Raw genomic sequence first — 21,638 nt, forward strand, 5'->3', positions numbered from 1 at the left:
GCAGGGTCAGCGCGGCTGCCAACTCAGAGACACGCTCCAGCCGCGCGGCGCGGCCGGCTCGAAGAAGCGGCGGTTGGCCTCGTTGACGATGACGCTGGCGGCCGTGGCGCGGTTCAGCAGGTTGTCGGCGCGCAGGCGCCAGCGCAGCTCGGGCGTCAGCGCGCCGCCGACGTTGAAACCCCACAGCCCGCCGCCGGCCGGCGCTGCGGTGCCGGCGTCGTCGGCCGGCAGGCGCGCGCGGCCTTGCAGGCCCAGCGCCGCGTCCAGGCCGTCGCCCTGCCAGCGCAGTTCGGCGCTGCCGAAGGTGGCGGGCACGCCGGGCAGCGGCAAGCCGGTCGCCAGCACGCGGGTGGCCAGCCGCGTGGCGGCCAGGTCCAGCTGCCAGCCGGGGGCCAGCGGCAGCGTGGCGGCGGCTTCCAGGCCGCGGCGGCGCGTCTGCGCGGCGTTGGTGAACACGGTACGGCCGCCGCTGCTGCTCAGCACGCTGATCTCGTCGCGCGTCTCGGCGTGGAAGGCGGTCAGCGCGAGGCGGCGTTGGCCGTCGCGCCCCGGCCCGCGAACCTCCCAGCCCAGCTCCGCCTGCCGGCTGCGCTGCGCGCGCAGCTCGTTGTTGAAGCCGCTGCCCTGCGAGCGGTAGGCCAGCTCCGTCAGCGTGGGCGACTCGGCCGCGCGGCCCAGCGCCAGGCGCACCACCTGGCCCGCCGCCGGCCGCCAGGCCAGGCCCACCACGGGCTGCACGCCGCTGAAGCTGCGTGCGCCGCTGTCGTCGCCGTTGGCGAGATACCGGTCCGCGCTGTCGAAGCGCAGCCGGCTGGCGCGCAGCCCGGCCAGCAGTTCCCAGTCGGGCGTGGGCGTCCAGCGCCACTGCGCGTAGGGCTCGCTGCTGGTGGCGCGGTTGGTCTCGTCGCGCTTGAGCGCGCCGGTGTCGCCGGCCTGGTTGAGGTAGCCGCGCCGCGCGTCGCGCTGCGTCTCGACGGCCCAGCCCAGTGTCAGCTCCTGCTCGGGCGCCAGGGCCCAGTTCGCGCGCGCGTCCACGCCGCCAAAGCGGCGCCGCAGCGCGATGACGCCGCCCGGGTGCGTGGGCGCGTTCTGCACGGCCAGCGGGATGGACTGCCACTGGTCCACCGCCCGATGGCCCACCCAACCGGCCACCTGCGCGCGCAGCTGCGGGGTCAGGTCGCGCAGCCAGCGCAGGCCCAGCTGCTGCTGCGTGGCGGTCTTGCGGGTGTTGAAGGCGTCGGCCTGCGGCGCGGTCTGGCGCGGGTCGGCGGCGAACTGCTCGGCGGTCAGGCCCAGCGGGTCGTCCGCCGGCTGGCTCTGCAGCTGTGCGACGACCAGCAGCTGCTGCTCCGCCGTGCGCAGCTGCCAGCGCGCCTGCGCCAGGCGGCGCTCGCTCTCGCTGTGGGTGCGCCAGCCGTCACGGTGCGTGGCTTGCGCGGTGACGCTCAGCGCCTGGCCGTCGGCGGGCAGGCGGTCCACGCTCACGCTGGCCTGGCGCAGGCCGAAGCTGCCCAGCGTCAGCGAAGCCTGCGTGCGGTCCTGCGTGGGCCAGCGGCTCTGCAGCGCGATGACGCCGCCGCTGGCGCTGCCGTACAGCGCCGAGAACGGGCCGCGCAGCACCTCCAGCGACGCCGCATCGGCGATCAGCCAGTGGCCCAGCTGGCCCTGGCCGTCGGGCGTGCTGGCGGGGATGCCGTCGGCCACCAGCCGCAGCCCGCGCACGCCGAAGCTGGCGCGCGCGCCGTAGCCGCGGCTGGACAGCTGCAGGTCCTGCGCGTCGTTGCCGCGGTTGGCGGCGTACAGGCCGGGCACGCGCGACAGCGTGCGGGCCAGTGCCTGGGCGGGGTCCTGCGCGTCGGCGTCGCGGGCCAGCGTGGCGGCGTCCACGCGCTCCAGCGCCAGCGTGGGCGCCGCGGCGCGGCCGTGCAGCACGAGGGTGTCGAGCTGCTGGACGGTCTCTGTGCCGCCGGCCAGCGCCAGCGCGGTCAGCAGCCCGTGCATCGCTGGTGTTCCGTGCGACGACGCGGACGGGTTGCGGGCCGAGCGCCGGGCCGCTCCCAAGCCGGCCCGCGCTGGCGATGTGCTCGCGGCTCAATGCCGTGAGCATCGCCGTCCCCTCGGGGGACCGACCAAGCGCGCCCGCGTTCAGCGGGGCGTGATTGGGCGAGGGGCGTCAAGGCTTGACTCGGACGATCTTGCCGGACGCTTCGAGGACGAGGTAGAGCAGCCCGTCCGGGCCCTCGCGCACATCGCGCATGCGGCCGGCGCCCTCGAACAGCTTCTCCTGTTCGGCGGGGCGGTTGTCGGCGTCCAGCTTCACGCGCTCCAGGTAACCGAACTTCAGCGAGCCGATGAAGAAGTTGCCCTGCCAGGCCGGGCCGTACTTGGCGCTCCTGAGCTTCGCCAGCCCGGCCGGCGCGATGGAGGGCACCCACTTGACGATGGGCTGCTCCATGCCGGCCTTGGCGAAGATGCCGTCGCCGATCTTGCCGCCGCCGTAGTTCTCGCCGTAGGTGATGACGGGCCAGCCGTAGTTCTGCTTGGGGCGGATGAGGTTGAGCTCGTCACCGCCCTGCGGGCCGTGCTCGTGCTGCCAGAGCTGGCCCTTCTCATCGAACGCCAGGCCCTGCGAGTTGCGGTGGCCGTAGGTCCAGATCTCGGGCAGCGCGCCGGGCGTGTTCACGTAGGGGTTGTCGGCCGGCACGCTGCCGTCCTTGCCCACGCGCACGATCTTGCCGAAGTGGTTGTCCAGCGTCTGCGCGCGGTCCATGCCCTTGTAGCGCTCGCCCAGGCTCAGGAACAGCTTGCCGTCCTGCGCCTCGGCGATGCGGCAGCCGAAGTGCAGCTTGCTGTCCATCTTCGGAACCTGGCTGAAGATGACCTTCACGTCGGTCAGCCGCTTGTTGTCGGCGCTGAGCTTGGCGCGGGCCAGCGCGGTGCCGTTGGTCTTGTCGGCGCCCGGCTCGGCGAAGCAGAAGTAGATCGTGCGGTTGCGCGCGAAGTCGCTGTCAGTGACGACGTCCAGCAACCCGCCCTGGCCCACGGCGTCCACCGCCGGCACGCCCTGGATGGGCGCGCTGGGCTTGCCGCCGGCCTTGGCCGTGCGCAGCGTGCCGTCGCGCTCGGTGACGAGGAACTCGCCGCCGGGCAGGAAGGCCACGGCCCACGGCGTCTTGAGGCCGTCGACGACGGTTTCGAGCGACGGGGCGGCGTGGGCGGTGCCCAGCGTCAGGGCGGCGGCCAGGGCGGCAACCAGGGCGAAGGGGCGCTTGCTCATGGGGATGGCGTGAGGCGGCTGCGAAGAGGGGCGCGCATCATCGCAGCCCGGCGAAACCCCCGGCCGATGCCGGCAATTTCAGCCGCCCTCAGTCATTCCATAGGCCGCCCAGCAGCCCCAGGCTCACGCTGAGCAGGTCCACGCCCAGCCCGCCGGGCCCGTGGAGCTGCCGCGACCCGGCGGGGCGCTCGCGTTGCTGCCGCGAGCGCTCCTTCTCCAGCGCGACGATGGCGTCGGCCACGTCCGAAGGGCTGCCCCAGGCCTGCCGTGCCGGCGCGTGGGCGTAGGTCTGCAAGGCCTTCTCCACGGCCTGCGGGTCCAGCAGCGACAGCGCCGTGCGGCAGTGCGAGCAGGCGTCTTCCTTGCGCAGGTCCACCGGCGCGCCGCAGGCGCTGCAGTGGATGGCGCCGACCTTCTTCGCGATGTCGGCGATCTCGGGCCGCGTCAGCTGGCGCACGAAGCCCTTCTCGATCATGAACGACGAGAAGCTGCTGAAGCGGCCGTGCCGGGCGGCGCAGCGGTGCGTGATGTAGCGGCCGCTGCGCACGATGTCGAAGCCCTGCACCAGCCCGCCGCGGCAGGTGGGGCAGGCCAGGCGGCTGTTCAACGGCGTGCGTGGCTCGTCGCGGTGCTGGTGCATGGCCTTGAACACGGTCGCCACGGCCTCGGGGGACAGCTTGAGGTTCTCCATCTGGTCGAACCACAGGCCGTGGCAGCCGAAGCAGAAGTCGATCTCCACGTCGCCGCTGTACAGCGCGGGCAGCTTGTGCGCCTGCAGCGCATCGCCGCAGGAGGGGCAGGGGCGGGAGAGGGTGGTGGACATGGCGTCATCGTAGGGGTGGCGGTGTGTATCGCCTTGTCACCGAGGGATACCGCCTCCGCGGCCGGCCTGCTGGAATGCACGCCTCGATGACTTTTGCGCCGCCCGCGCGCGACCCCCAGCCATGCTCCGTTCCTTCCCCGCCTCCTGCTGCGCGCTGGCCGCGCTGCTGCTGTCTGCCGGCGCCGCGAGTGCCGCGCCGGTGCTCGAACTGCAGCCGGGCCTGTGGGCGCATGACAGCGAGATCTGGATCAACGGCCAGTCGCTGAAGCCCGGCCTCGCCGCGCTGCGCACCAAGGTGCGGGGCCAGCTCACCGACGAGCAGAAGCGCGAGCTGGACCGCCGGCAGGCGGCCGAGAAGCAGTCGTGCCTGACGCCGCAGCAGGCGCGCATCGACCTGGCGCGCTACCTGGAAACGGCGCTGGCCAGCACCGGCGGCCCGTGGCGCTGCGAGGCCAACGCCAGCAAGCTGGACAGCAGCGCGGCCGAGGGCCGCTACGCCTGCCGCACGAGCGGCGGTGGCAGCACGCAGGGCAAGTTCTCCGCTACCTACGGGCCCAAGAGCTACCAGCTGGAACTCAACGGCCGCGGCAACGCCGTGGACGGCCGCACCGGCGAGGCGATCAGCGGTGTCGAAGTGGACCAGCGCATGCTGTCCACGGGGCGGTGGCTGGGCGGGGACTGCTGAGCGTCGCGCTCAACCTTCCATCCGCTGCTGGAACACCAGCCCCGCGTGCTCGCGCAGCGCGTGGAACTTGATGCGGGGCCAGTTCTCCTGCATCGCGCGCAGCTCACCGGCGTATTCCAGCAGCACGGTGGGCGCGTTCACCGCGTCCCACGCCACGCGGTGGGCGTTGTGGTCGATGAAGCGGCGCAGCTCCTTCTCGCCGCTGCCGGGCTGGCCCTCGGCGTCGTCGCAGGTGACCCAGCGCGCGACGTTGTAGCGCGCCGGCATCACGCGGGCCTTGCAGCCGTACTCGTGCTCCAGCCGGTGCGCGACAACCTCGAACTGCAGCTGGCCGACCGCGCCCAGCAGCAGCACGCTGCCGGCCTCGGGGCGGAACACCTGGATGGCGCCCTCTTCGCCCAGCTGGCGCAGGCCCTCGCGCAGCTGCTTGGTCTTCAGCGGGTCGGCCACTTCCACCGAGCGGAACATTTCCGGCGCGAAGAAGGGCAGGCCCGTGTACTGCAGCGCTTCGCCTTCGGTGATGGTGTCGCCTAGCTGCAGCACGCCGTGGTTGGGGATGCCGATGATGTCGCCGGCGAAGGCCTCGTCCAGCAGCTCGCGCTTCTGGCTCATGAAGGTCACCACGCTGTTGGGGCGCAGCGTCTTGCCCGAGCGCACCACCTTGAGGTTCATGCCGCGCTCGAAGCGGCCCGAGGCCACGCGCAGGAAGGCGATGCGGTCGCGGTGCGACGGGTCCATGTTGGCCTGGATCTTGAACACGACGCCGGTGAACTTGGGCTCTTCCGGCTTGACGGTGCGCTGCATGGCCTGGCGCACGTCGGGCGGCGGGGCCAGCTCGACGAGGGCGTCCAGCACCTCCTGCACGCCGAAGTTGTTGACGGCCGAGCCGAAGAACATCGGCGTCTGCTTGCCGGTCAGGAAGTCGTCGTGCACGAACTCGGGTGCGGCCTCGCGCACCAGCTCGATCTCGCCTGAAGCCTGCTCGTACTGCATGCCGAAGCGCTCGGCATAGGCCGGGTTGTCCAGGCCTTCCAGCACTTCCTCGGTGCCGGCGGCGCGATCCTCGCCGGGCGCGAACACGCGCATGCGCTGCTGGCGCAGGTCCATCACGCCGTGGAACTGCTTGCCCATGCCGACCGGCCACGTGAACGGCACGACCGTCATGCCCAGCTCCTGCTCGATCTCGTCCATCAGCGCGAGCGGGTCCTTCACCTCGCGGTCCATCTTGTTGACGAACGTGAGGATGGGCGTGTTGCGGGCGCGGCAGACCTGCAGCAGGCGGCGGGTCTGCGGCTCCACGCCGTTGGCCGCGTCGATGACCATCAGCGCCGCGTCCACGGCGGTCAGCACGCGGTAGGTGTCTTCCGAGAAGTCCTGGTGGCCCGGGGTGTCCAGCAGGTTGATGACGCAGTCGCGGTACTCCATCTGCATGACGGACGAGGCCACCGAGATGCCGCGCTGCTTTTCGATCTCCATCCAGTCCGACGTGGCATGTCGGGTGGCCTTGCGCGCCTTCACCGAGCCGGCGATCTGGATGGCGCCGGAGAACAGCAGCAGCTTTTCCGTCAGCGTGGTCTTGCCGGCGTCGGGGTGGCTGATGATGGCGAAGGTGCGGCGGCGGCGGACTTCCGTCTCGATGCGGCTGGCGATGGGTTCGGACATGGAGTGCTTCTGGCGGGCTAACCGGCGATTATCGATGGCGCTCACCGGCCGCCTACATCCCCTTGAACCGCCCCCGCTGCGCGCGGCTGACCGGCAGCGGCTGCGCCAGGCCGCGCAGCTGTACCCACAGCTCGCCGTCTTCGCGCCGCTCGATGCGCTCGATGGCACGGGCGTTGACGACGGAGCCGCGATGGATCTGCCAGAACAGCTGCGGGTCCAGCTGTTCCATCAGCTCGCCCAGCGGCGTGCGCAGCAGCAGCTGTTCGCCGGTCTGGCTCAGCGCCCGCGTGTGGCGCAGTTCCGAGCGCAGCGCGGCGATGTGCGCCACGTCCATCAGCTTCATCGTGTTGCCGGTCCAGGCTTGCAGGAAGCGCAGCTTCTCGGCCGCCGGCTGCCCCTGCTGCTGCAGGCGCTGCACGGTGGCGGCCAGGCGCGCGGGCGTCAGCGGCTTGCGCAGGTAGTCCACCGCGCCGTGCTCGAAGGCGTCCAGCGCGTGCTCGGGGTGGGCCGTGACGAACACCAGCCGCGTGCCGGCCGGCGCCAGGCCGGCCAGCGACAGGCCATCGATGCCGGGCATGCGGATGTCCAGGAAGGCGATGTCCGGCCGCAGCTCGTCCAGCAGGCGGCGGGCCTCGGTGCCGCTGCGGGCGCGGGCCACGATGGTGAGGTCGGGCCAGGCGTCGGCCAGCAGCTGCTGGAGCTCGTCGAGCAGCTGGGGTTCGTCGTCGGCGATGAGGGCGGTGGTCATGCCAGTGGCAGTGTCAGGCAGGCCTCGGTGAGGCCGTCGGCGGTGGTAGCCAGCGTCAGCGCGGCCGCGTCGCTGTGCAGCGCGCGCAGGCGCTGGCGCAGGTTGGCCAGCGCCAGGCCGTGGCCGGCGGGCTCGGCGTCGTGGCGCAGCGGGCAGCCGCTGTTGACGACGCGCAGCCGCAACCCGGCGCCGTCGCGTTCGGCCGTCAGCCGCACCTCGCCGCCGGCCTCGCTGGGCTCGATGCCGTGCTGGATCGCGTTCTCCACCAGCGGCTGCAGCATCAGCGGCGGCAGCGGCAGGTCCAGCAGCGCGGTGTCCACGTCGATGCGCCAGACCAGCCGCCCGCCCAGCCGCAGCGCCATGATGGCGAGGTAGTGATCGACGATCTGGCACTCCTCGCCCAGCGTGGACTCGGCCTGCCGCGCGCGGGTGAGCGCGATGTCGAACAGGCCGCTGACGGCGTCCAGCAGCGGCAGCGACTGGTCCGACCCCTGGCGGATGAAGCTGCGCAGCGTGGCCAGCGTGTTGAACAGGAAGTGCGGCTCTATCTGGGCCTGCAGCATCTGCAGTTCGGCGCGCAGCCGCGCGCGGTCCTGCTCCACGCGGCGCAGCGCGCGCAGGCGGCGCAGGCCCTGCGTCAGCGGCAGTCCCAGCAACGCGGCGCCGAAGCTCAGGTGCAGCCAGAAGCGGGTGAGCCGGTCGGCGGGCTGTGGCGACGCGCTCACCAGCGCCTGTTCGATGACCCAGCCCAGCGTGGCACCCGCCAGCAGGGCCACGAGCAGGATGGCGGGCAGCAGTGCGTCGTCCTGTGGGCGGGTGCGCCGGGCCAGCAGGCCGCACAGGCCGTCGGCGGCGGCATGGCCGGCCCACAAGCCCAGCGACAGCGCCCACGCGGGGTGGCCGCGCAGGAAGACCGCGGACAGCCCGAACAGTGCCAGCCCGGCCAGCAGCGGCGCGGGCCGGCGCCAGCCCACGCCCTCCTCGCGGACGGCCTGGGCCAGGTCGCTGCCGAACGTGGGTGCGGCCGTGCTCAGCGTGTTGTTCAACGCGGTGTTCAAGGCGGCGTCAGCGCGCGGGGCTGGCGCGGCAGCACGGGCGCACCGCTCTCACCGGTGACGGCCACGCTGTTGCCCACCACCTCGAGCTGGAACTTCGTGGCCTGCAGCTGGCCGGCTCCGTTGAGCAGGAACCCGAAGCTCAGCGCGGTGGCGTCGGCCGGGATGTCCAGCACGACCTCGGCGGGCTGCCACGCGAAGCTGCCGCGCAGCGGGCGGTTGTACATGTTGTCGAAGGCGGCGGCGCGCTGGCCGACGTCGGCGCGCATCCACAGCCCGCCCCAGGCGGCCAGTTGGTCGGCGCGCAGCTGGGCGGTCAGGCGCACGCGCTTGCCGGCGTAGTCGGTGCCGGCCACCTGCTGCATCAGCGTCGTGAAGCCGGTCGTGCCGGGTTGGCAGTCCAGGCTGAATACGCGTGTGCTGGGGGCGCCGCTGGCGGGCACGACGTCGCCCTTGCAGGTCTGGGCGTCGCCGGTCTGCAGCCAGCCGGGCGGCAGGCTCTCGGGCTTGGCCAGCGCGGTGGCGAGCACGCCGACGCCGATGGCGGCAACGATGGCGGAGGCTTTCATCGATCAATCTCCCGTGGCGGGCCAGGATCGGCCCGCACGCAGACTAGGGCGGCGACGCCCGCACCGCGGGGCAATGGGGCGAACGGCACCGGCGCGTGCAGCAAGGGTCGAAATGCCGACATCAACGCAGGCGCTCAGGGCGAGCGCAGCAGCGGCAGCGCGTCCAGCCGCCGTTCGATCTCCGCCTGCATGCGGCGGTACGGCGGTGCGTCCACGCCGCCGTAGGTGGCGAGGAATTCGCGCTCGCTGAGGAATTCCGGCAGGTCGGCCACGTCGGGCATGAAGTCGCTCTCTGCCACGCCGCGCGCCAGCCGCGCCTGCAGCGCCCGCGGGTCACGCTGAGCCAGCAGCCCCAGGCGCGTGCCGGCACGGTCGGCGGCAATGTCGTTGAAGCTGAAGCCACTGCCGTCGCGCAGGTCGGCCGTCTCCTTGTAGACGCCGATGGCGTTGGCCAGCGGCCCGCCGCCCTCCAGCGCCAGCACGGCAGAGATCAGCAGGTGCTGCGGGAAGTCATCGCGGCCGGCCAGGGTCACCGTCACCCGCCGCGGGTAGGGCGCCGCCCGCAGCGCCGGCACCAGGTCGGAGAGGCGCCGGCCGGTGGATTGCAGCGCCAGCGTCAGCAGCGCCGCACGGTTCTCGGCGACCGCATCGCCACCGCCGACGCTGCGCTGGCTGGCGAGCGTGAACAGCGGCGGCAGCAGGCGCGCCAGCGACAGGCCGGCGCCGCCGCCCGCCGCGGCATGCGCCTGGATCGCGCCGGTCAGCGCCTGGGCATAGGCCGTCAGGCGGGCCTGCTCTGCGGGCGGCAGCACGGTGCCGAGCAGGCGCTGCAGGCCGTCATCGCCCCATTCATAGACCACGTCGAGCCGCGCCGGCTTCAGGCGCACGCGCTGCACCATGTCCAGCGCCAGCGACCCCTCCGGCGTGGCGTTCAGCCGCTCGGCCAGGCGCGGCAGCAACCGGGCGGCCACCCAGGCCGGCACCGGCAGGCGGCCCACGGTCACGTCTTCGAGGGCGGGCAGCCCCGGCGTCTCGCGCAGCGTGGCGGCGATGTTCAGCCAGGCCGCGATGGGGCTGTGGGGCAGAGGCAGGCTGGCCTGCAGATGGGCGCTCCCAGCCTCCAGCACCAGCTGTGCCGACGCGCCGGGCACCAGCCGGCGTGCCAGCTGGTGCAGCACGAGGTTGGCCTCCCGCTCGGAGGCGACCAGCGTGCGAAGCGGGCCGGGCGTTTGCCGGCGCGGGTCGTTGCGGCGCAGGAAGTCGCGCGCCCGGGCGATGTCCGCCGCCGACACCTCGGCCGGCCCCGGCCAGCGTGGCGCGCGCTGCACCGCCAGGGCCAGTGCCAGCAAGGCGGCCACCGCCAGGGCCAGCGCCGCCCAGGCGACGGCCCTCAGCCCTCGCCGCAGGGCGGGCCGGCTCACTCCTCCAGCAGGCTGCGCAGCATCCAGGCGGTCTGCTCGTGCACGGTGATGCGCTGCGTCAGCAGGTCGGCCGTGGGCTCGTCGCTGGCCTTGTCGACGGCGGGGAACAGCTCGCGGGCGGTGCGCGCCACGGCCTCGTGGCCTTCCTTCAGGATGCGCACCATCTCCAGCGCCTTGGGCGGCTTGGCGGGCGCATCGGGCAGGCCGCTGAGCTTGGCGAACTGCGCGTAGCTGCCGGGGGCGGCATGGCCCAGCGAGCGGATGCGCTCGGCGACCGGGTCCACGGCGTTCCACAGCTCGGTGTACTGGGCCATGAACATCGCGTGCAGGCTGTTGAACATCGGCCCGGTGACGTTCCAGTGGAAGTTGTGCGTCGTCAGGTACAGCGTGTAGGTCTCGGCCAGCAGCTTGGACAGGCCGGCGACGATGGTGGCGCGGTCCTTGTCGCTGATGCCGATGCTGATGGCGGGGGCGGGCGTCTTCTTGGGCATGGGGGGCTCCGGGTGACAACTCGGCAAGCCTACCGGAAGTGGCGAGCCCGGGCCGCTCACGAAAGAAAGCCCGCCGGCGCCGGAAGGGCGCTGGCGGGCTGCTTGCAGCGGGTTGCCGGGATCAGTCGGCGCGGCGGCGGCGCTGGCTCATGAAGCCCAGCACGCCCAGGCCCAGGGCCAGCATGCCCCAGGTGCCGGGTTCCGGCACGGCGACGGCCACGCCGTCCATCGCGTAGATGTCGGCGGAGCTGACCGAGTAACCCTTGTCCGTCAGCGCGTTGACATGGGTGTTCCAGCCCATCGCGTCGAACGCGGCGATGTCGTTGCGCGACACGTTCTCGGTGTAGCAGGGTGAGGAGGTCGGGTCCATGATGCCGACCTGGCGCGAGCTCTGGAAGCAGCCAAGCGCGTCGGGGTCGTTGAAGGCGATGTTGTCCTTCCAGTGGGAGGCCTGAGCGCCGTCGCCGGAGAACTCCCCTGTGGAGAAGGTGGCGGGCTCCTGGAAGGCGGAGTCCCGCAGTCCGAACACGCTCTTGCCGTCGATGGAGAAGTAGGCCGGGCGGTTGGCCGACCACTGCAGGATGGCCTTGCCGTCCGTGCCGATCGAGTTGCCGTAGCGGAACAGGTCCAGCGTGCTGCCGACGGGCAGCTCGGCGATGTCCGTGAAGCCGAAGTCGCCGGCCTCGAACGGGGCGGCCAGCGGGCCCTTGCCGTGCATCAGGATGTCGAAGGTGTCGGTGCCGCTGACGAAGCCGAGGGCATGGCCCAGCTCGTGCACGGCGACGGCGGTGAAGTCGTACTTGCCGGCGTCGATGCCGTTGCTCGGGTTGTAGTCGAACGCGAACTGGCTGCTGAACTGGATGCTGGCGTCGTACTTGTTCAGCGGCGCCACCTGGTTCGTCAGGCCCAGCGCCTTGATGACGGACTGGTTGACGTCCAGGTAGTTGTTGATCGCGGCGTTGCCGGTGCGGGTGACGGTGGCGTCCTGGATGCCCAGTTTGTTGGCAACGTCGAGGTAGTTGTTGGTGCGGATGGTGAGGCCGCCACCGGCGTTGAGCTTGGACAGGTTGGCCACGGCGATGGCGTCCAGCGCCGTCGTGCCGGTGCTGGCCAGACCCTGGTAGACGTCGCTCACGGCGACGGCGCTGGAGTAGCTGCGCGTGGAGCCCAGTACCCGGTCGCCAAGCGCGTTGAAGCCGATCTCGATCTTGACGGTGACGTTGTTGGTCAGCGTCTTGTTCCAGTAGTTGGCGGCCTTCTGGAAGGCCAGCAGCGCCTCTGCGCCGTTGGGCGAGGTGCCGAAGCTGTTGGTCGGGTCGACCAGCACGATGTCAAGGGCGACGGCCGGCGCGGCGCAGCTGATGGCTGCGGCGGCGGCGATGGCGTGCAAGAGGCGGGTACGGCTCACGGAAAACACTCCTGGTTGGGACAAAAAAGCGCGGCGCTGCTCATGCAGCGCCGGGTCCCGCCGAGGATAGATTCGTGACAAAGCGTGAACTTGTTCTCGCTCCCCGCAGTTGGTGGGCGGGATTTCCCCGGGCTTGCCGGGTGTGAAGACGCTCAGGACAGGCGCGTCACGCCGCCCAGCTCGCAGGCGTAGATGGCGTTGCGCAGCGCGGCGATGGCCTCGTAGCGCGTGAAGCTGCGCCGCCAGGCCAGCACGACGCGGCGGGTGGGCACCGGGGCGCTGAACGGCACGAAGCGCAGGTGGGCCGACGGGTCGCGCGCCACGGACAGCTTGGGCACCACCGTCACGCCCATGCCCGAGGCCACCATGTGCTTGATGGTCTCCAGCGACGAGCCCTCGAAGCTGCGGCGGATGCCCTCGGCGTCGCTGGAGAAGCGCGCGAACTCGGGGCAGACCTCCAGCACGTGGTCGCGGAAGCAGTGGCCCGTGCCCAGCAGCAGCATGGTTTCGCGCTTGAGTTCCTCGGCGCTGATGGTGGCGCGGTCGGCCAGCGGGTGCGAGGCCGGCAGCGCGACGACGAAGGGCTCGTCGTAGAGCTGGGCCGTGGCCAGGCCGGTGTCCGGGAAGGGCTCGGCCATGATGGCGCAGTCCAGCTCGCCGGTGCGCAGCATCTCCAGCAGCTTCACCGTGAAGTTCTCCTGCAGCATCAGCGGCATCTGCGGGTACTGCTCGATGGTGTGCTTGACCAGCTCGGGCAGCAGGTAGGGCCCGATGGTGTAGATGATCCCGAGGCGCAGCGCGCCGGCCAGCGGGTCCTTGCCGCGCTTGGCGATCTCCTTGATGGCGCCGGCCTGGTCCAGCACGGACTGCGCCTGGCGCACGATCTCCTCGCCCAGCGGCGTCACGCTGACCTCGCTGCCGCCGCGCTCGAAGATCTTGACGTCCAGCTCCTCCTCCAGCTTCTTGATCGCGACGGACAGCGTCGGCTGCGACACGAAGCAGGCCTCGGCGGCGCGGCCGAAATGGCGTTCGCGCGCGACGGCGACGATGTAGCGGAGCTCTGTCAGGGTCATAGGCCCGAACGCTACACTGCCGCCGCCCCACGAGGGCTCCCAGGGTTTATACCGAGGTACCTCCCATGACAGATCGCAAGCCGATGACCCTGCCGCGCCTGGCGCAGATGCATGCCCGCGGCGAGAAGATCGCCATGCTGACCTGCTACGACGCGGCCTTCGCGTCGCTGCTGGACGAGGCCGGCGTGGACATCCTGCTGATCGGCGATTCGCTGGGCAATGTGCTGCAGGGCCGCGGCTCCACGGCGCCGGTGAGCCTGGAGGACATGGTTTATCACACGTTCTGCGTGTCGCGCGGCCACCGGTGGGCCTGGATCGTGGCCGACCTGCCGTTCGACAGCTATCACGTCAGCAAGGAAGAGGCCTGGAAGAGCGCCGCCGCGCTGGTCAAGGCCGGCGCCCACATGGTGAAGCTCGAAGGCGGCGGCTGGACGACCGAGACGGTGCGTTTCTTGAGCGAACGCGGCATCCCGGTCTGCGTGCACCTGGGCTTCACGCCGCAGACGGTGAACGCGCTGGGCGGCTTCAAGGTACAGGGCCGCGACGAGGAGAGCGCCGCGCGCATCAAGCGCGAGTCGCAGGAGGCCGTCGAGGCCGGCGCGGCGATGCTGCTGTACGAGATGGTGCCGGCCGCGCTGGCCGCCGAGATCACCGCCGCGTCGCCGGTGCCCGTCATCGGCATCGGCGCGGGCGTGGGCACGTCGGGCCAGGTGCTGGTGCTGCACGACATGCTCAACATCACGCCGGGCAGGAAGCCCCGCTTCGTCAAGGACTTCATGGCCGGCAAGGACTCCGTGCTGGCGGCCGTGAAGGGCTATGTGGACGAGGTGAAGGCGGGGACCTTCCCGGTCAACGAGGTCCACGGGTTCTAGGACAACATGCCCCCACGCTCGTTCTGCTCAGTGCCCGCCGAGGGGGCGCGTCAGCGGTTTCGGGCGACCGGGCACCACTGACATGCAAGTCATCCACACCATCCCCGAACTGCGCGACGCGCTCGCCATCCACCGCCAGCGCGGCTTCGTGCCGACGATGGGCAACCTGCACGACGGCCATCTGGCGCTGGTGAAGCAGGCGCGCGAGCTGGTGGGGCCGGCCGGCGCCGTGGTCGCCAGCATCTTCGTGAACCGGCTGCAGTTCGCGCCGCACGAGGACTTCGACACCTACCCGCGCACGCTGGAGCGCGATTGCGAGCTGCTGGCGAGCGCCGGCTGCGACATCGTCTTCGCGCCGTCCGAGAAGGCCCTGTACCCCGAGCCGCAGGGCTACAAGGTGGTGCCGCCCCCCGAGCTGGCCGACATCCTGGAAGGCCACTTCCGCCCCGGCTTCTTCACCGGCGTCTGCACCGTCGTGCACAAGCTGTTCAACATCGTGCAGCCCACGCTGGCGGTGTTCGGCAAGAAGGACTACCAGCAGCTGATGGTGCTGCGCCGCATGACGGCGCAAATGGGCCTGCCCATCGCCATCCACGGTGGCGAGACGCGCCGCAGCGCGCAAGGCCTGGCGCTGTCGTCGCGCAACGGCTACCTCAGCGAAGCCGAGAAGGTGGAGGCGCTGCGGCTGTCACGCACGCTCACGCAATTGATCGCGCGCTGGCGTGCCGGCGCGCGAGACTCGGCCGCGCTGGAAGCCGACGCGATGCAGTCGCTGCGCGATGCCGGCTGGGCGCCGGACTACGTCACACTGCGCCGCCAGCATGACCTGGGAGCGGCCGTCGAAGGCCAGCCGCTCGTGGCCCTCGCCGCTGCCAAGTTGGGCAGCACCCGTTTGATCGACAACCTCGAAGTTTGAAATGGCACTGAATCGACTGCACCGCCGCCCGCTGCTGGCCCTGGCGGCCTCCCTGGCTCTGAGCCTGACCGCCTGTGGCGGCGGGGGCGGCAGCGGCGGTGACAGCGGTGGCGGCGGCACCACGCCCACGCCGCCCGCGCCGGGCTCCGTCACGCTGACCGTCACGCACAAGGTGCGCCTGACCACGACGCAGGGCGTCATCGAGATCGGCCTGGACCGCACGCATGCGCCCGTCACGGTGGACAACTTCCTGAAGTACGTCAATGACGGCTTCTACAACGGCACCGTCTTCCACCGCGTCATCAACGGCTTCGTCATCCAGGGCGGCGGCGTGGCCCGCAATGGTGCCGGCGCGCTGCAGGAGAAGACGCCCACTTACGCACCGATCGCGCTGGAGAGCCGCACGGGCCTGTCCAACCTGCGCGGCACGCTCGCGATGGCCCGCACCAACGCGCCCGACAGCGCCACCAGCCAGTTCTTCGTCAACGTGGTGGACAACAACGGCACCGGCCTGAACAACCTGAACTACCAGAGCAGCGCCAGCCCCGGCTACGCCGTGTTCGGCCAGGTCACGGCGGGCCTGGACGTGGTGGACAAGATCAAGGCCGTCTCGACCAACTCGTCGGACGTGCCGCTGGTCGACGTGACCATCACGGAAGCCAAGGTCATTCCGTAACCAACTGAATCAGCGTGTCGGCGGCGCACGCCGCCGGCCCGTTGGGCAGGCCCAGCCATACACGGGTCCTGCCATGCTGCGCCGCCTTGCCATCCTGCTTTCCGTCCTGAGCCTGGCCGCCTGCGGCGGCGGAGATGGCGACCATCACCATGGTGGTGGCGGTGGGGGCGGCGGCACGCCGTACCCGCAGCCCAATCCGAACCCCAACCCGCCCACGCTGTCGTGCAGCGCGGCGGGCCTGGCCGCATCGGCGGCCAGCCAGTGGGGCACGGTCTGCATGTTGACCAGCAGCGGGGAGATCGTCGTCGAGCTGTACGACAGCTACGCACCGCAGACGGTCGCCAACTTCTACAAGTACGTCGCGGCGGGCTTCTACACGAAGACGCTGATCCACCGCGTCGACCGCGACTTCGTCGTGCAGGGCGGCGGCTACACGTCGGGCATGGTGACCAAGACGCCGCTGTACGCGCCCATCAGGCTGGAGAGCAACAACAACCTCTCCAACCTGCGCGGCACCATCGCCATGGCCCGCCGCAGCGACGCCGACTCGGCCACCAGCCAGTTCTTCTTCAACGTGGTGGACAACACCAGCCTGGACTACCAGAGCCCCGCCAACCCGGGCTACGCGGTGTTCGGCCGCATCATCTCGGGGCTGAACACGCTGGACGCGATCAACGTGGTGCCCACCTACACCTACAGCCAGAGCGACATCCAGCCGCGCACCGAAGTGCTGGTGTACTGGATGCAGCGGCTGAAGTAAGGCCCGCCCGCCCGCACCTGCTGCGCGCCAATCGTCCGCGCTGGCGGCCGTTCGTCATCCGGCCGGCGCGGGCCGCTGGCGGGCCGGGCAACATGGCCTCCGTCAACACCTTGATGGAGTCCACATGTCCCGCAAGCGTTCCTGGGCCGGCCTGTTCGCCGCCGCCGTCGGCATCCTGACCGCGCTGCACGTCAGCCAGGGCCAGGCGGCGCCGGCCGAGTTTCGCGACCTGAAGGTCGACGTCGTCGGCCAGGGCCGGCCGGTCGTCATGATCCCTGGCCTGAACAGCGCCGCCAGCGTGTGGACCGAGACCTGCGCCGCGCTGCAGCCCGGCGTGCAATGCCACCTTGTGCAGTTGCCCGGCTTCGCCGGCACGCCCGCCGTGGCGACGGAGAACTTCCAGCTCGCCATGCGCGACCGCCTGCTCGCCTATCTGGACGACCGCAAGCTGGACAAGCCCGTCGTCATGGGCCACAGCCTGGGCGGCGTGCTGGCGCTGCAGATGGCGGCGGAAAAGCCGGGGCGCATCGAGCGCCTGGTCATCGTGGACAGCCTGCCCTTCCTGGGCGGTCTGCGCGGCATGACGCCCGAGCAGGCCAGGGGCATGGCCGCCGGCATGCGCCAGCAGATGCTGGCCGCCACCAAGGAGCAGTGGGAAGCCGGCACGCGCCAGGGCGCCGGCGGCATGAGCCGCAGCCCGGCCAACACCGAGCGCGTCATCGCCTGGGGCCTGGCCAGCGACCGCGCGACGACGGCGCAGGCCATGTCCGAGCTGTGGGGCGACGACCTGCGGCCGCTGCTGCCGCGCATCACGACGCCGACGCTGGTGATGGGCGCCTGGGCTGCCTACGAACCGATGGGCTCGACACTGGAGAGCACCAGGAAGATCTTCGAGACCCAGTACGCGGGTCTCAGCGGCGCGAAGGTGTCGATGAGCCTGCGCGGCCACCACTTCCTCATGTGGGACGATGCCGACTGGCTGGTGGGCGAGGTGAAGGCCTTCCTGGCCGCAAAGCCGTAACGACGGGTTCGGAGGCCCATGACGACAGGCAAACGCAGCGCGATCCAGGCGCTGTTGTGGAGTTTCTATGCCGGCCTCTCGCTCGCGATGATCGCGAGCTTCGGGCCGCTGACCGGCTCCATGGCCTTCGTCATGGTGTTCGTGGCCGCCGGGTTGTGGGGCTGCAGCGAACTGCTGCGCGCGCTGGCCCTGCGCCACGGCTGGCTGGACCTGCCGCCCCGCGGCCTGTTGCTGCGCCTGCTGGGGTTGCCGCCGCTGATGGCCTTCGCACTGCAGCTCCTGACCTCCGCCGTCAGCTGGACCGGTATCCAGCTGGGCCTGCTGGCATTTCCCCCCGGCATGCCGCGCGGCGGCTTGGTGATGCTGGGCTACACGCTCAACACCAGCGTGCTGCTGTGGTTGTGGCTGGCCGTCTGGGTGGGGGTGCACATGGTCAACCGCTGGCGCCTGGGCGAGATCGCCAAGTGGCAGGCCGAGACGGCGGCGCGCGAGCTGGAGCTGCAGGTGCTGCGCGCCCAGATCAACCCGCATTTCCTGTTCAACGCGCTGAACAACCTGCGCGCCCTCGTCAACGAAGACCCGGCCCGCGCCCGCGAGATGCTGAGCCGCCTGTCCAACACGCTGCGCCACACGCTGCAGCACAGCGCCAAGGAGCGCGTGCCGCTGGCCGACGAGCTGGCCGTCGTGCGCGACTACGTGGCGCTGGAGCAGCTGCACCACGAGGAGCGGCTGCGCGTGGACTGGCAGGTGGACGCCGCGGCCGAAGCCGCCAGCGTGCCGCCCATGCTGCTGCAGCTGATGGTGGAGAACGCCATCAAGCACGGCATCGCGCGTACGCCGGGCGGCGGGGTCGTCAACATCCGCATCGCGCGCGAGGGCGAGGCGCTGCAGATCGCCGTCGACAACCCCGGCCGCTGGGCGCCGTGGAGCGGCGCGCAGGCCGGCACCGGCCTGGGCCTGACCCATCTGCGCGAGCGCCTGCGGCACGCCGGCGGGCGTGGGGCCGACTGTCGCATCGTCGATGCCGATGGCCGCGTGCAGGTCTGCATGACACTGGCGGCATGAGGATCTTCATCGTCGAGGACTCGCGCCTGGCCCGCCAGGAGCTGCGCACGCTGCTGGCGGCCATCCCGGATGCCGATGTCGTGGGCGAAGCCGCCGAGCTGGCCGCGGCGCGCTCCGGCGTCGAGGCCCTGGCACCCGAGCTGCTGCTGCTGGACGTGGAGCTGCCCGGCGCCACCGGCTTCGACCTGCTGGACCAGCTGGAACATGTGCCGCTGGTCGTCTTCACGACGGCCTACGACCAGCATGCGCTGGCCGCCTTCGAGCGCAACGCGCTGGACTACCTGCTCAAGCCCATCGACCCAGCCCGGCTGGAGGCCGCACTGGCGAAGGCGCGTGCGCGGCTGCGGCCGGCGCCGGTCGCCGCGTCGCAGGCCGCGGTGGCGACCAAGGGCGCGGACGACATGGTCTTCCTGCGCGACGGCGAGCGCTGCTGGTTTGTGCGGCTGGGCGACATTGCCGGGTTTGAAGCCTGCGGCAACTACGCCCAGGCCTGGTTCGACGGCCAGCGCCCGCTGATCAACCGCACGCTGACCAGCCTGGAGGACAGGCTGGACCCGCAGCTGTTCTTCCGCGCCAGCCGCAGCCACCTGATCAACCTGCGCTGGATCCAGGGCATCACGCCCTCCAGCAGCGACGGTTACCGCGTCACGCTGAAGGACGGCCACCAGGTGGAGGTGTCGCGGCGCCAGGCCAGGCTGCTGCGGGAGAAGCTGGAGCTGTAGCGGCCCGTCGGTTGGCGGCGCAGGCTGTCCCGTGCGATCTGCAGTTCGTCGGCTTGCGGGTGACGGCTGGGGCAGAGATGCGACGATGCCGGCCACTTCAACCCCGGACTGCCAGGACTTCAGACCATGACCCGCTCCGCCACCTTCGCCGTCTCGCTGGCCGCCGCCGCACTGCTGAGCGCCTGCGTGTTCGCGCCGCCCGCCGGCGTCATCTCGGCCGACTCCGACGCCATTGCCAAGATGAGCGAGCGCGCCGTCGCCACGTGCGGCCAGGGCAATGTGCGGGAAGTGAACGCCAAGAGCTTCACCTGCAAGTGAGCGGGCCGCTCAGGCCTTCAGGAACTCCGCCTTCGTCCCCAGCCAGCGCGCCACCTGGCGCCGCGCGGCCTCGGGGTGTTCGTCCAGCAGCCACGGCGCCAGCTCGCGCGCGGCCACCAGCAGCGGCGCGTCCTCCTGCAGGTCGGCAAAGCGCAGCAGCTCGGCGCCGCTCTGGCGCGAGCCCATGAACTCGCCGGGGCCGCGGATGTCCAGGTCGCGCCGCGCGATCTCGAAGCCGTCGGTGGTCTCGGCCATGGCCTTGAGCCGCGACTTGCCCGTGTCCGACAGCGGCGGGCTGTAGATCAGCACGCACACACTCGCCTTTGACCCGCGCCCCACGCGGCCGCGCAGCTGGTGCAGCTGTGCGAGGCCGAAGCGCTCGGCATGCTCGATGACCATCAGGCTGGCATTGGGCACATCCACGCCCACCTCGATGACGGTAGTCGCCACCAGCACGCTCATCGCGCCGCTGGAGAACTGCGCCATCACGGCCGCCTTGTCCGCCGGCGACATGCGCCCGTGCAGCAGGCCCACCGACGTGCCGGCCAGCGTCTCGCTCAGCTCGGCATGCGTCTCGGTGGCGTTGCGCAGGTCGACGGCCTCGCTCTCCTCCACCAGCGGGCAGACCCAGTAGACCTGCGCGCCGTCGGCCACCGCCATGCGGATCTTGTCGACCACGTCATGCCGCTTGGCCTCGGTGAACACCTTGGTCACGATGGGGCTGCGGCCGGGCGGCAGCTCGTCGATGGTGGAGACGTCCAGGTCGGCGAAGTAGGTCATCGCCAGCGTCCGCGGGATGGGCGTGGCGCTCATCATCAACAGGTGCGGCTCCAAGTCCATCGCCTTGAGCTTGTTGCGCAAGGCCAGCCGCTGCGCCACGCCGAAGCGGTGCTGCTCGTCGATGATGGCCAGGCCCAGCTTCGCGAACTTGACCTTGTCCTCGATGACGGCATGCGTGCCGACAACGAGTTGCGCCTCGCCCGACGCGGCCGCGTCCAGCATCTTCTGCCGCGCCTTGCCCTTCACGCTGCCGGTGATCCAGGCCACCTTCAGCCCCAGCGGCTCCAGCCAGGCTATGAGCTTGCGGAAATGCTGCTCGGCCAGGATCTCTGTGGGCGCCATCAGCGCGCACTGCCAGCCGGCGTCGATGGCGATGGCCGCGGCCAGCGCGGCGACGACCGTCTTGCCCGAGCCCACATCGCCCTGCAGCAGCCGGTGCGTGGGCTGCGGCCGGGCGAGGTCTTGCGCGATCTCCTCGCACACGCGCTGCTGCGCCGCCGTGAGCTGGAACGGCAGCACGCCCAGCAGCTTCTCGTGCAGGCCGCCGGGGCGCGCCTGCAGGGCCGGGGCCACCAGCAGCGCCCGCTCGCGCTGTGCCTGCAGCTGTGACAGCTGCTGCGCCAGCAGTTCCTCGAACTTGAGCCGGTGCCAGGCCGGGTGCTGGTGCTCGTGCAGCGCGTGCTGCGACGCGCTGGGCGGCGGGTGGTGCAGATAGGTCAGCGCGTCCTTCAGCGTGGGCAGCCCGCGCGGCACGACGCCGGGCGGCAGGATCTCGCGCAGGTCCGCCCGCGCCAGGCCCGACGCGACGGCCTTGCGCAGATAGGCCTGAGGCAGCTGCGCCGACGCGGGGTAGACGGGCGTGAGCTCTTTAGCCAGCGGCGTGTCGTCGTCCACCACCTTGACGACCGGGTGCACCATCTCGCGGCCGAAGAAGCCGATACGCGGCTCGCCGCGCAGCCGCAGCCGCGCACCGACGGCCATCTGCTTCTGTTGCGACGGGTAGAAGTGCAGGAAGCGCAGCAGCAGCGAGCCGGTCTCGTCCTTCACGCGCACCAGCAGCTGGCGCCGCGAGCGCAGCTCGATCTGGCTGTCGACGACGACGCCTTCCACCTGGGCCGCCTCGTTGTCGTGCAGCGCGCCTATGGGCGTGATGCGGGTCTCGTCCTCGTAGCGCAGCGGCAGGTGCAGGGCCAGGTCGATGTCGCGCACCAGGCCCAGCTTCTCCATCGCCTTCTGCGGGGCGGACTTGGGTTTGGCAGGGGGCGGGGAGGCGGCCTCGGGCATGGGCCGCATTCT

Annotated in this window: 21 protein-coding genes; 9 read left to right on the top strand and 12 right to left on the bottom strand. The window is 71.3% G+C overall.

Translation table 11 applies throughout. The features are described from left to right. Window positions 1-6 precede the first annotated feature (6 nt). The 3 genes from ACG04Q_RS18085 to ACG04Q_RS18095 form a co-directional block, all read right to left on the bottom strand. Window positions 7-2,001, bottom strand: a complete 1,995-nt coding sequence (locus ACG04Q_RS18085) for a TonB-dependent receptor family protein (RefSeq protein WP_394512530.1) — start codon at window positions 1,999-2,001, stop codon at window positions 7-9. A 172-nt stretch (window positions 2,002-2,173) separates the two neighbouring features. After that, window positions 2,174-3,277, bottom strand: a complete 1,104-nt coding sequence (locus ACG04Q_RS18090) for a PQQ-dependent sugar dehydrogenase (protein WP_394512531.1) — start codon at window positions 3,275-3,277, stop codon at window positions 2,174-2,176. An 88-nt stretch (window positions 3,278-3,365) separates the two neighbouring features. Then, window positions 3,366-4,100, bottom strand: a complete 735-nt coding sequence (locus ACG04Q_RS18095; RefSeq protein WP_394512533.1) for a zf-TFIIB domain-containing protein — start codon at window positions 4,098-4,100, stop codon at window positions 3,366-3,368. A gap of 121 nt (window positions 4,101-4,221) precedes the next feature. Between ACG04Q_RS18095 and ACG04Q_RS18100 the strand changes: the two genes are divergently transcribed. Further along, a complete protein-coding gene (locus tag ACG04Q_RS18100; RefSeq protein ID WP_394512535.1) occupies window positions 4,222-4,785 on the top strand; it encodes a DUF3617 domain-containing protein in 564 nt (187 codons plus the stop codon). A gap of 9 nt (window positions 4,786-4,794) precedes the next feature. On the opposite strand, the gene ACG04Q_RS18105 is transcribed toward ACG04Q_RS18100, so the two are convergent. The 8 genes from ACG04Q_RS18105 to ACG04Q_RS18140 form a co-directional block, all read right to left on the bottom strand. Then, window positions 4,795-6,447, bottom strand: coding sequence for a peptide chain release factor 3 (locus ACG04Q_RS18105; protein ID WP_394512537.1), 1,653 nt, complete (start codon window positions 6,445-6,447; stop codon window positions 4,795-4,797). 52 nt (window positions 6,448-6,499) lie between these two features. Continuing rightward, window positions 6,500-7,195: a LytR/AlgR family response regulator transcription factor gene (locus tag ACG04Q_RS18110; RefSeq protein WP_394512539.1), complete on the bottom strand. Its 696-nt coding sequence runs from the start codon at window positions 7,193-7,195 to the stop codon at window positions 6,500-6,502. Beyond that, entirely contained in the window at window positions 7,192-8,253 is a 1,062-nt protein-coding gene (locus tag ACG04Q_RS18115; protein WP_394512541.1) for a sensor histidine kinase, read from the bottom strand. The genes ACG04Q_RS18110 and ACG04Q_RS18115 overlap by 4 nt, the downstream gene beginning before the upstream one ends. After that, on the bottom strand, window positions 8,250-8,819 hold the full coding sequence (locus ACG04Q_RS18120; RefSeq protein WP_394512543.1) for a hypothetical protein: 570 nt from the start codon (window positions 8,817-8,819) through the stop codon (window positions 8,250-8,252). Before ACG04Q_RS18120 ends, ACG04Q_RS18115 begins: the two co-directional genes overlap by 4 nt. Before the next feature lie 134 nt (window positions 8,820-8,953). After that, a complete protein-coding gene (locus ACG04Q_RS18125) occupies window positions 8,954-10,240 on the bottom strand; it encodes a hypothetical protein (protein ID WP_394512545.1) in 1,287 nt (428 codons plus the stop codon). Next, window positions 10,237-10,731: a Dps family protein gene (locus ACG04Q_RS18130; RefSeq protein WP_394512547.1), complete on the bottom strand. Its 495-nt coding sequence runs from the start codon at window positions 10,729-10,731 to the stop codon at window positions 10,237-10,239. The genes ACG04Q_RS18125 and ACG04Q_RS18130 overlap by 4 nt, the downstream gene beginning before the upstream one ends. Before the next feature lie 121 nt (window positions 10,732-10,852). Continuing rightward, window positions 10,853-12,139 carry an NF038122 family metalloprotease gene (locus ACG04Q_RS18135; protein WP_394512549.1) on the bottom strand — a complete coding sequence of 429 codons (1,287 nt, stop codon included), beginning with the start codon at window positions 12,137-12,139 and terminating at the stop codon, window positions 10,853-10,855. A gap of 152 nt (window positions 12,140-12,291) precedes the next feature. Then, window positions 12,292-13,212, bottom strand: a complete 921-nt coding sequence (locus tag ACG04Q_RS18140; RefSeq protein ID WP_394512551.1) for a hydrogen peroxide-inducible genes activator — start codon at window positions 13,210-13,212, stop codon at window positions 12,292-12,294. A 65-nt stretch (window positions 13,213-13,277) separates the two neighbouring features. On the opposite strand from ACG04Q_RS18140, the gene panB reads away from it, so the two are divergent. The 8 genes from panB (at window position 13,278) to ACG04Q_RS18180 (ending at window position 19,562) form a co-directional block, all read left to right on the top strand. Next, window positions 13,278-14,084, top strand: a complete 807-nt coding sequence (panB, locus tag ACG04Q_RS18145) for a 3-methyl-2-oxobutanoate hydroxymethyltransferase (protein WP_394512553.1) — start codon at window positions 13,278-13,280, stop codon at window positions 14,082-14,084. 82 nt (window positions 14,085-14,166) lie between these two features. Further along, window positions 14,167-15,000 (top strand): pantoate--beta-alanine ligase, encoded by an 834-nt coding sequence (gene panC / locus ACG04Q_RS18150; RefSeq protein WP_394512555.1) that lies wholly within the window; start codon window positions 14,167-14,169, stop codon window positions 14,998-15,000. Between the two features lies 1 nt (window position 15,001). After that, window positions 15,002-15,676 (top strand): peptidylprolyl isomerase, encoded by a 675-nt coding sequence (locus ACG04Q_RS18155; RefSeq protein WP_394512557.1) that lies wholly within the window; start codon window positions 15,002-15,004, stop codon window positions 15,674-15,676. Window positions 15,677-15,749: 73 nt separating this feature from the next. Beyond that, entirely contained in the window at window positions 15,750-16,436 is a 687-nt protein-coding gene (locus tag ACG04Q_RS18160; protein WP_394512559.1) for a peptidylprolyl isomerase, read from the top strand. Window positions 16,437-16,560: 124 nt separating this feature from the next. After that, complete coding sequence (locus ACG04Q_RS18165; RefSeq protein ID WP_394512561.1) at window positions 16,561-17,457, top strand: alpha/beta fold hydrolase; 897 nt, start codon at window positions 16,561-16,563, stop codon at window positions 17,455-17,457. Between the two features lie 18 nt (window positions 17,458-17,475). Then, window positions 17,476-18,522: a sensor histidine kinase gene (locus ACG04Q_RS18170; protein ID WP_394512563.1), complete on the top strand. Its 1,047-nt coding sequence runs from the start codon at window positions 17,476-17,478 to the stop codon at window positions 18,520-18,522. Then, a complete protein-coding gene (locus tag ACG04Q_RS18175; RefSeq protein WP_394512565.1) occupies window positions 18,519-19,244 on the top strand; it encodes a LytR/AlgR family response regulator transcription factor in 726 nt (241 codons plus the stop codon). The genes ACG04Q_RS18170 and ACG04Q_RS18175 overlap by 4 nt, the downstream gene beginning before the upstream one ends. A gap of 126 nt (window positions 19,245-19,370) precedes the next feature. Next, the gene (locus ACG04Q_RS18180; protein WP_394512567.1) at window positions 19,371-19,562 is read left to right on the top strand and encodes a hypothetical protein; all 192 of its coding nucleotides are present in this window, start codon (window positions 19,371-19,373) and stop codon (window positions 19,560-19,562) included. A 9-nt stretch (window positions 19,563-19,571) separates the two neighbouring features. Here ACG04Q_RS18180 and recG read toward each other — a convergent pair whose 3' ends face one another. After that, window positions 19,572-21,626 carry an ATP-dependent DNA helicase RecG gene (recG, locus tag ACG04Q_RS18185; RefSeq protein ID WP_394512569.1) on the bottom strand — a complete coding sequence of 685 codons (2,055 nt, stop codon included), beginning with the start codon at window positions 21,624-21,626 and terminating at the stop codon, window positions 19,572-19,574. Window positions 21,627-21,638: the final 12 nt, after the last annotated feature.

Origin of the sequence: Pelomonas lactea (genome assembly GCF_043555885.1) — a bacterium.
In the GTDB taxonomy this organism is placed as follows: domain Bacteria; phylum Pseudomonadota; class Gammaproteobacteria; order Burkholderiales; family Burkholderiaceae_C; genus Pelomonas; species Pelomonas lactea.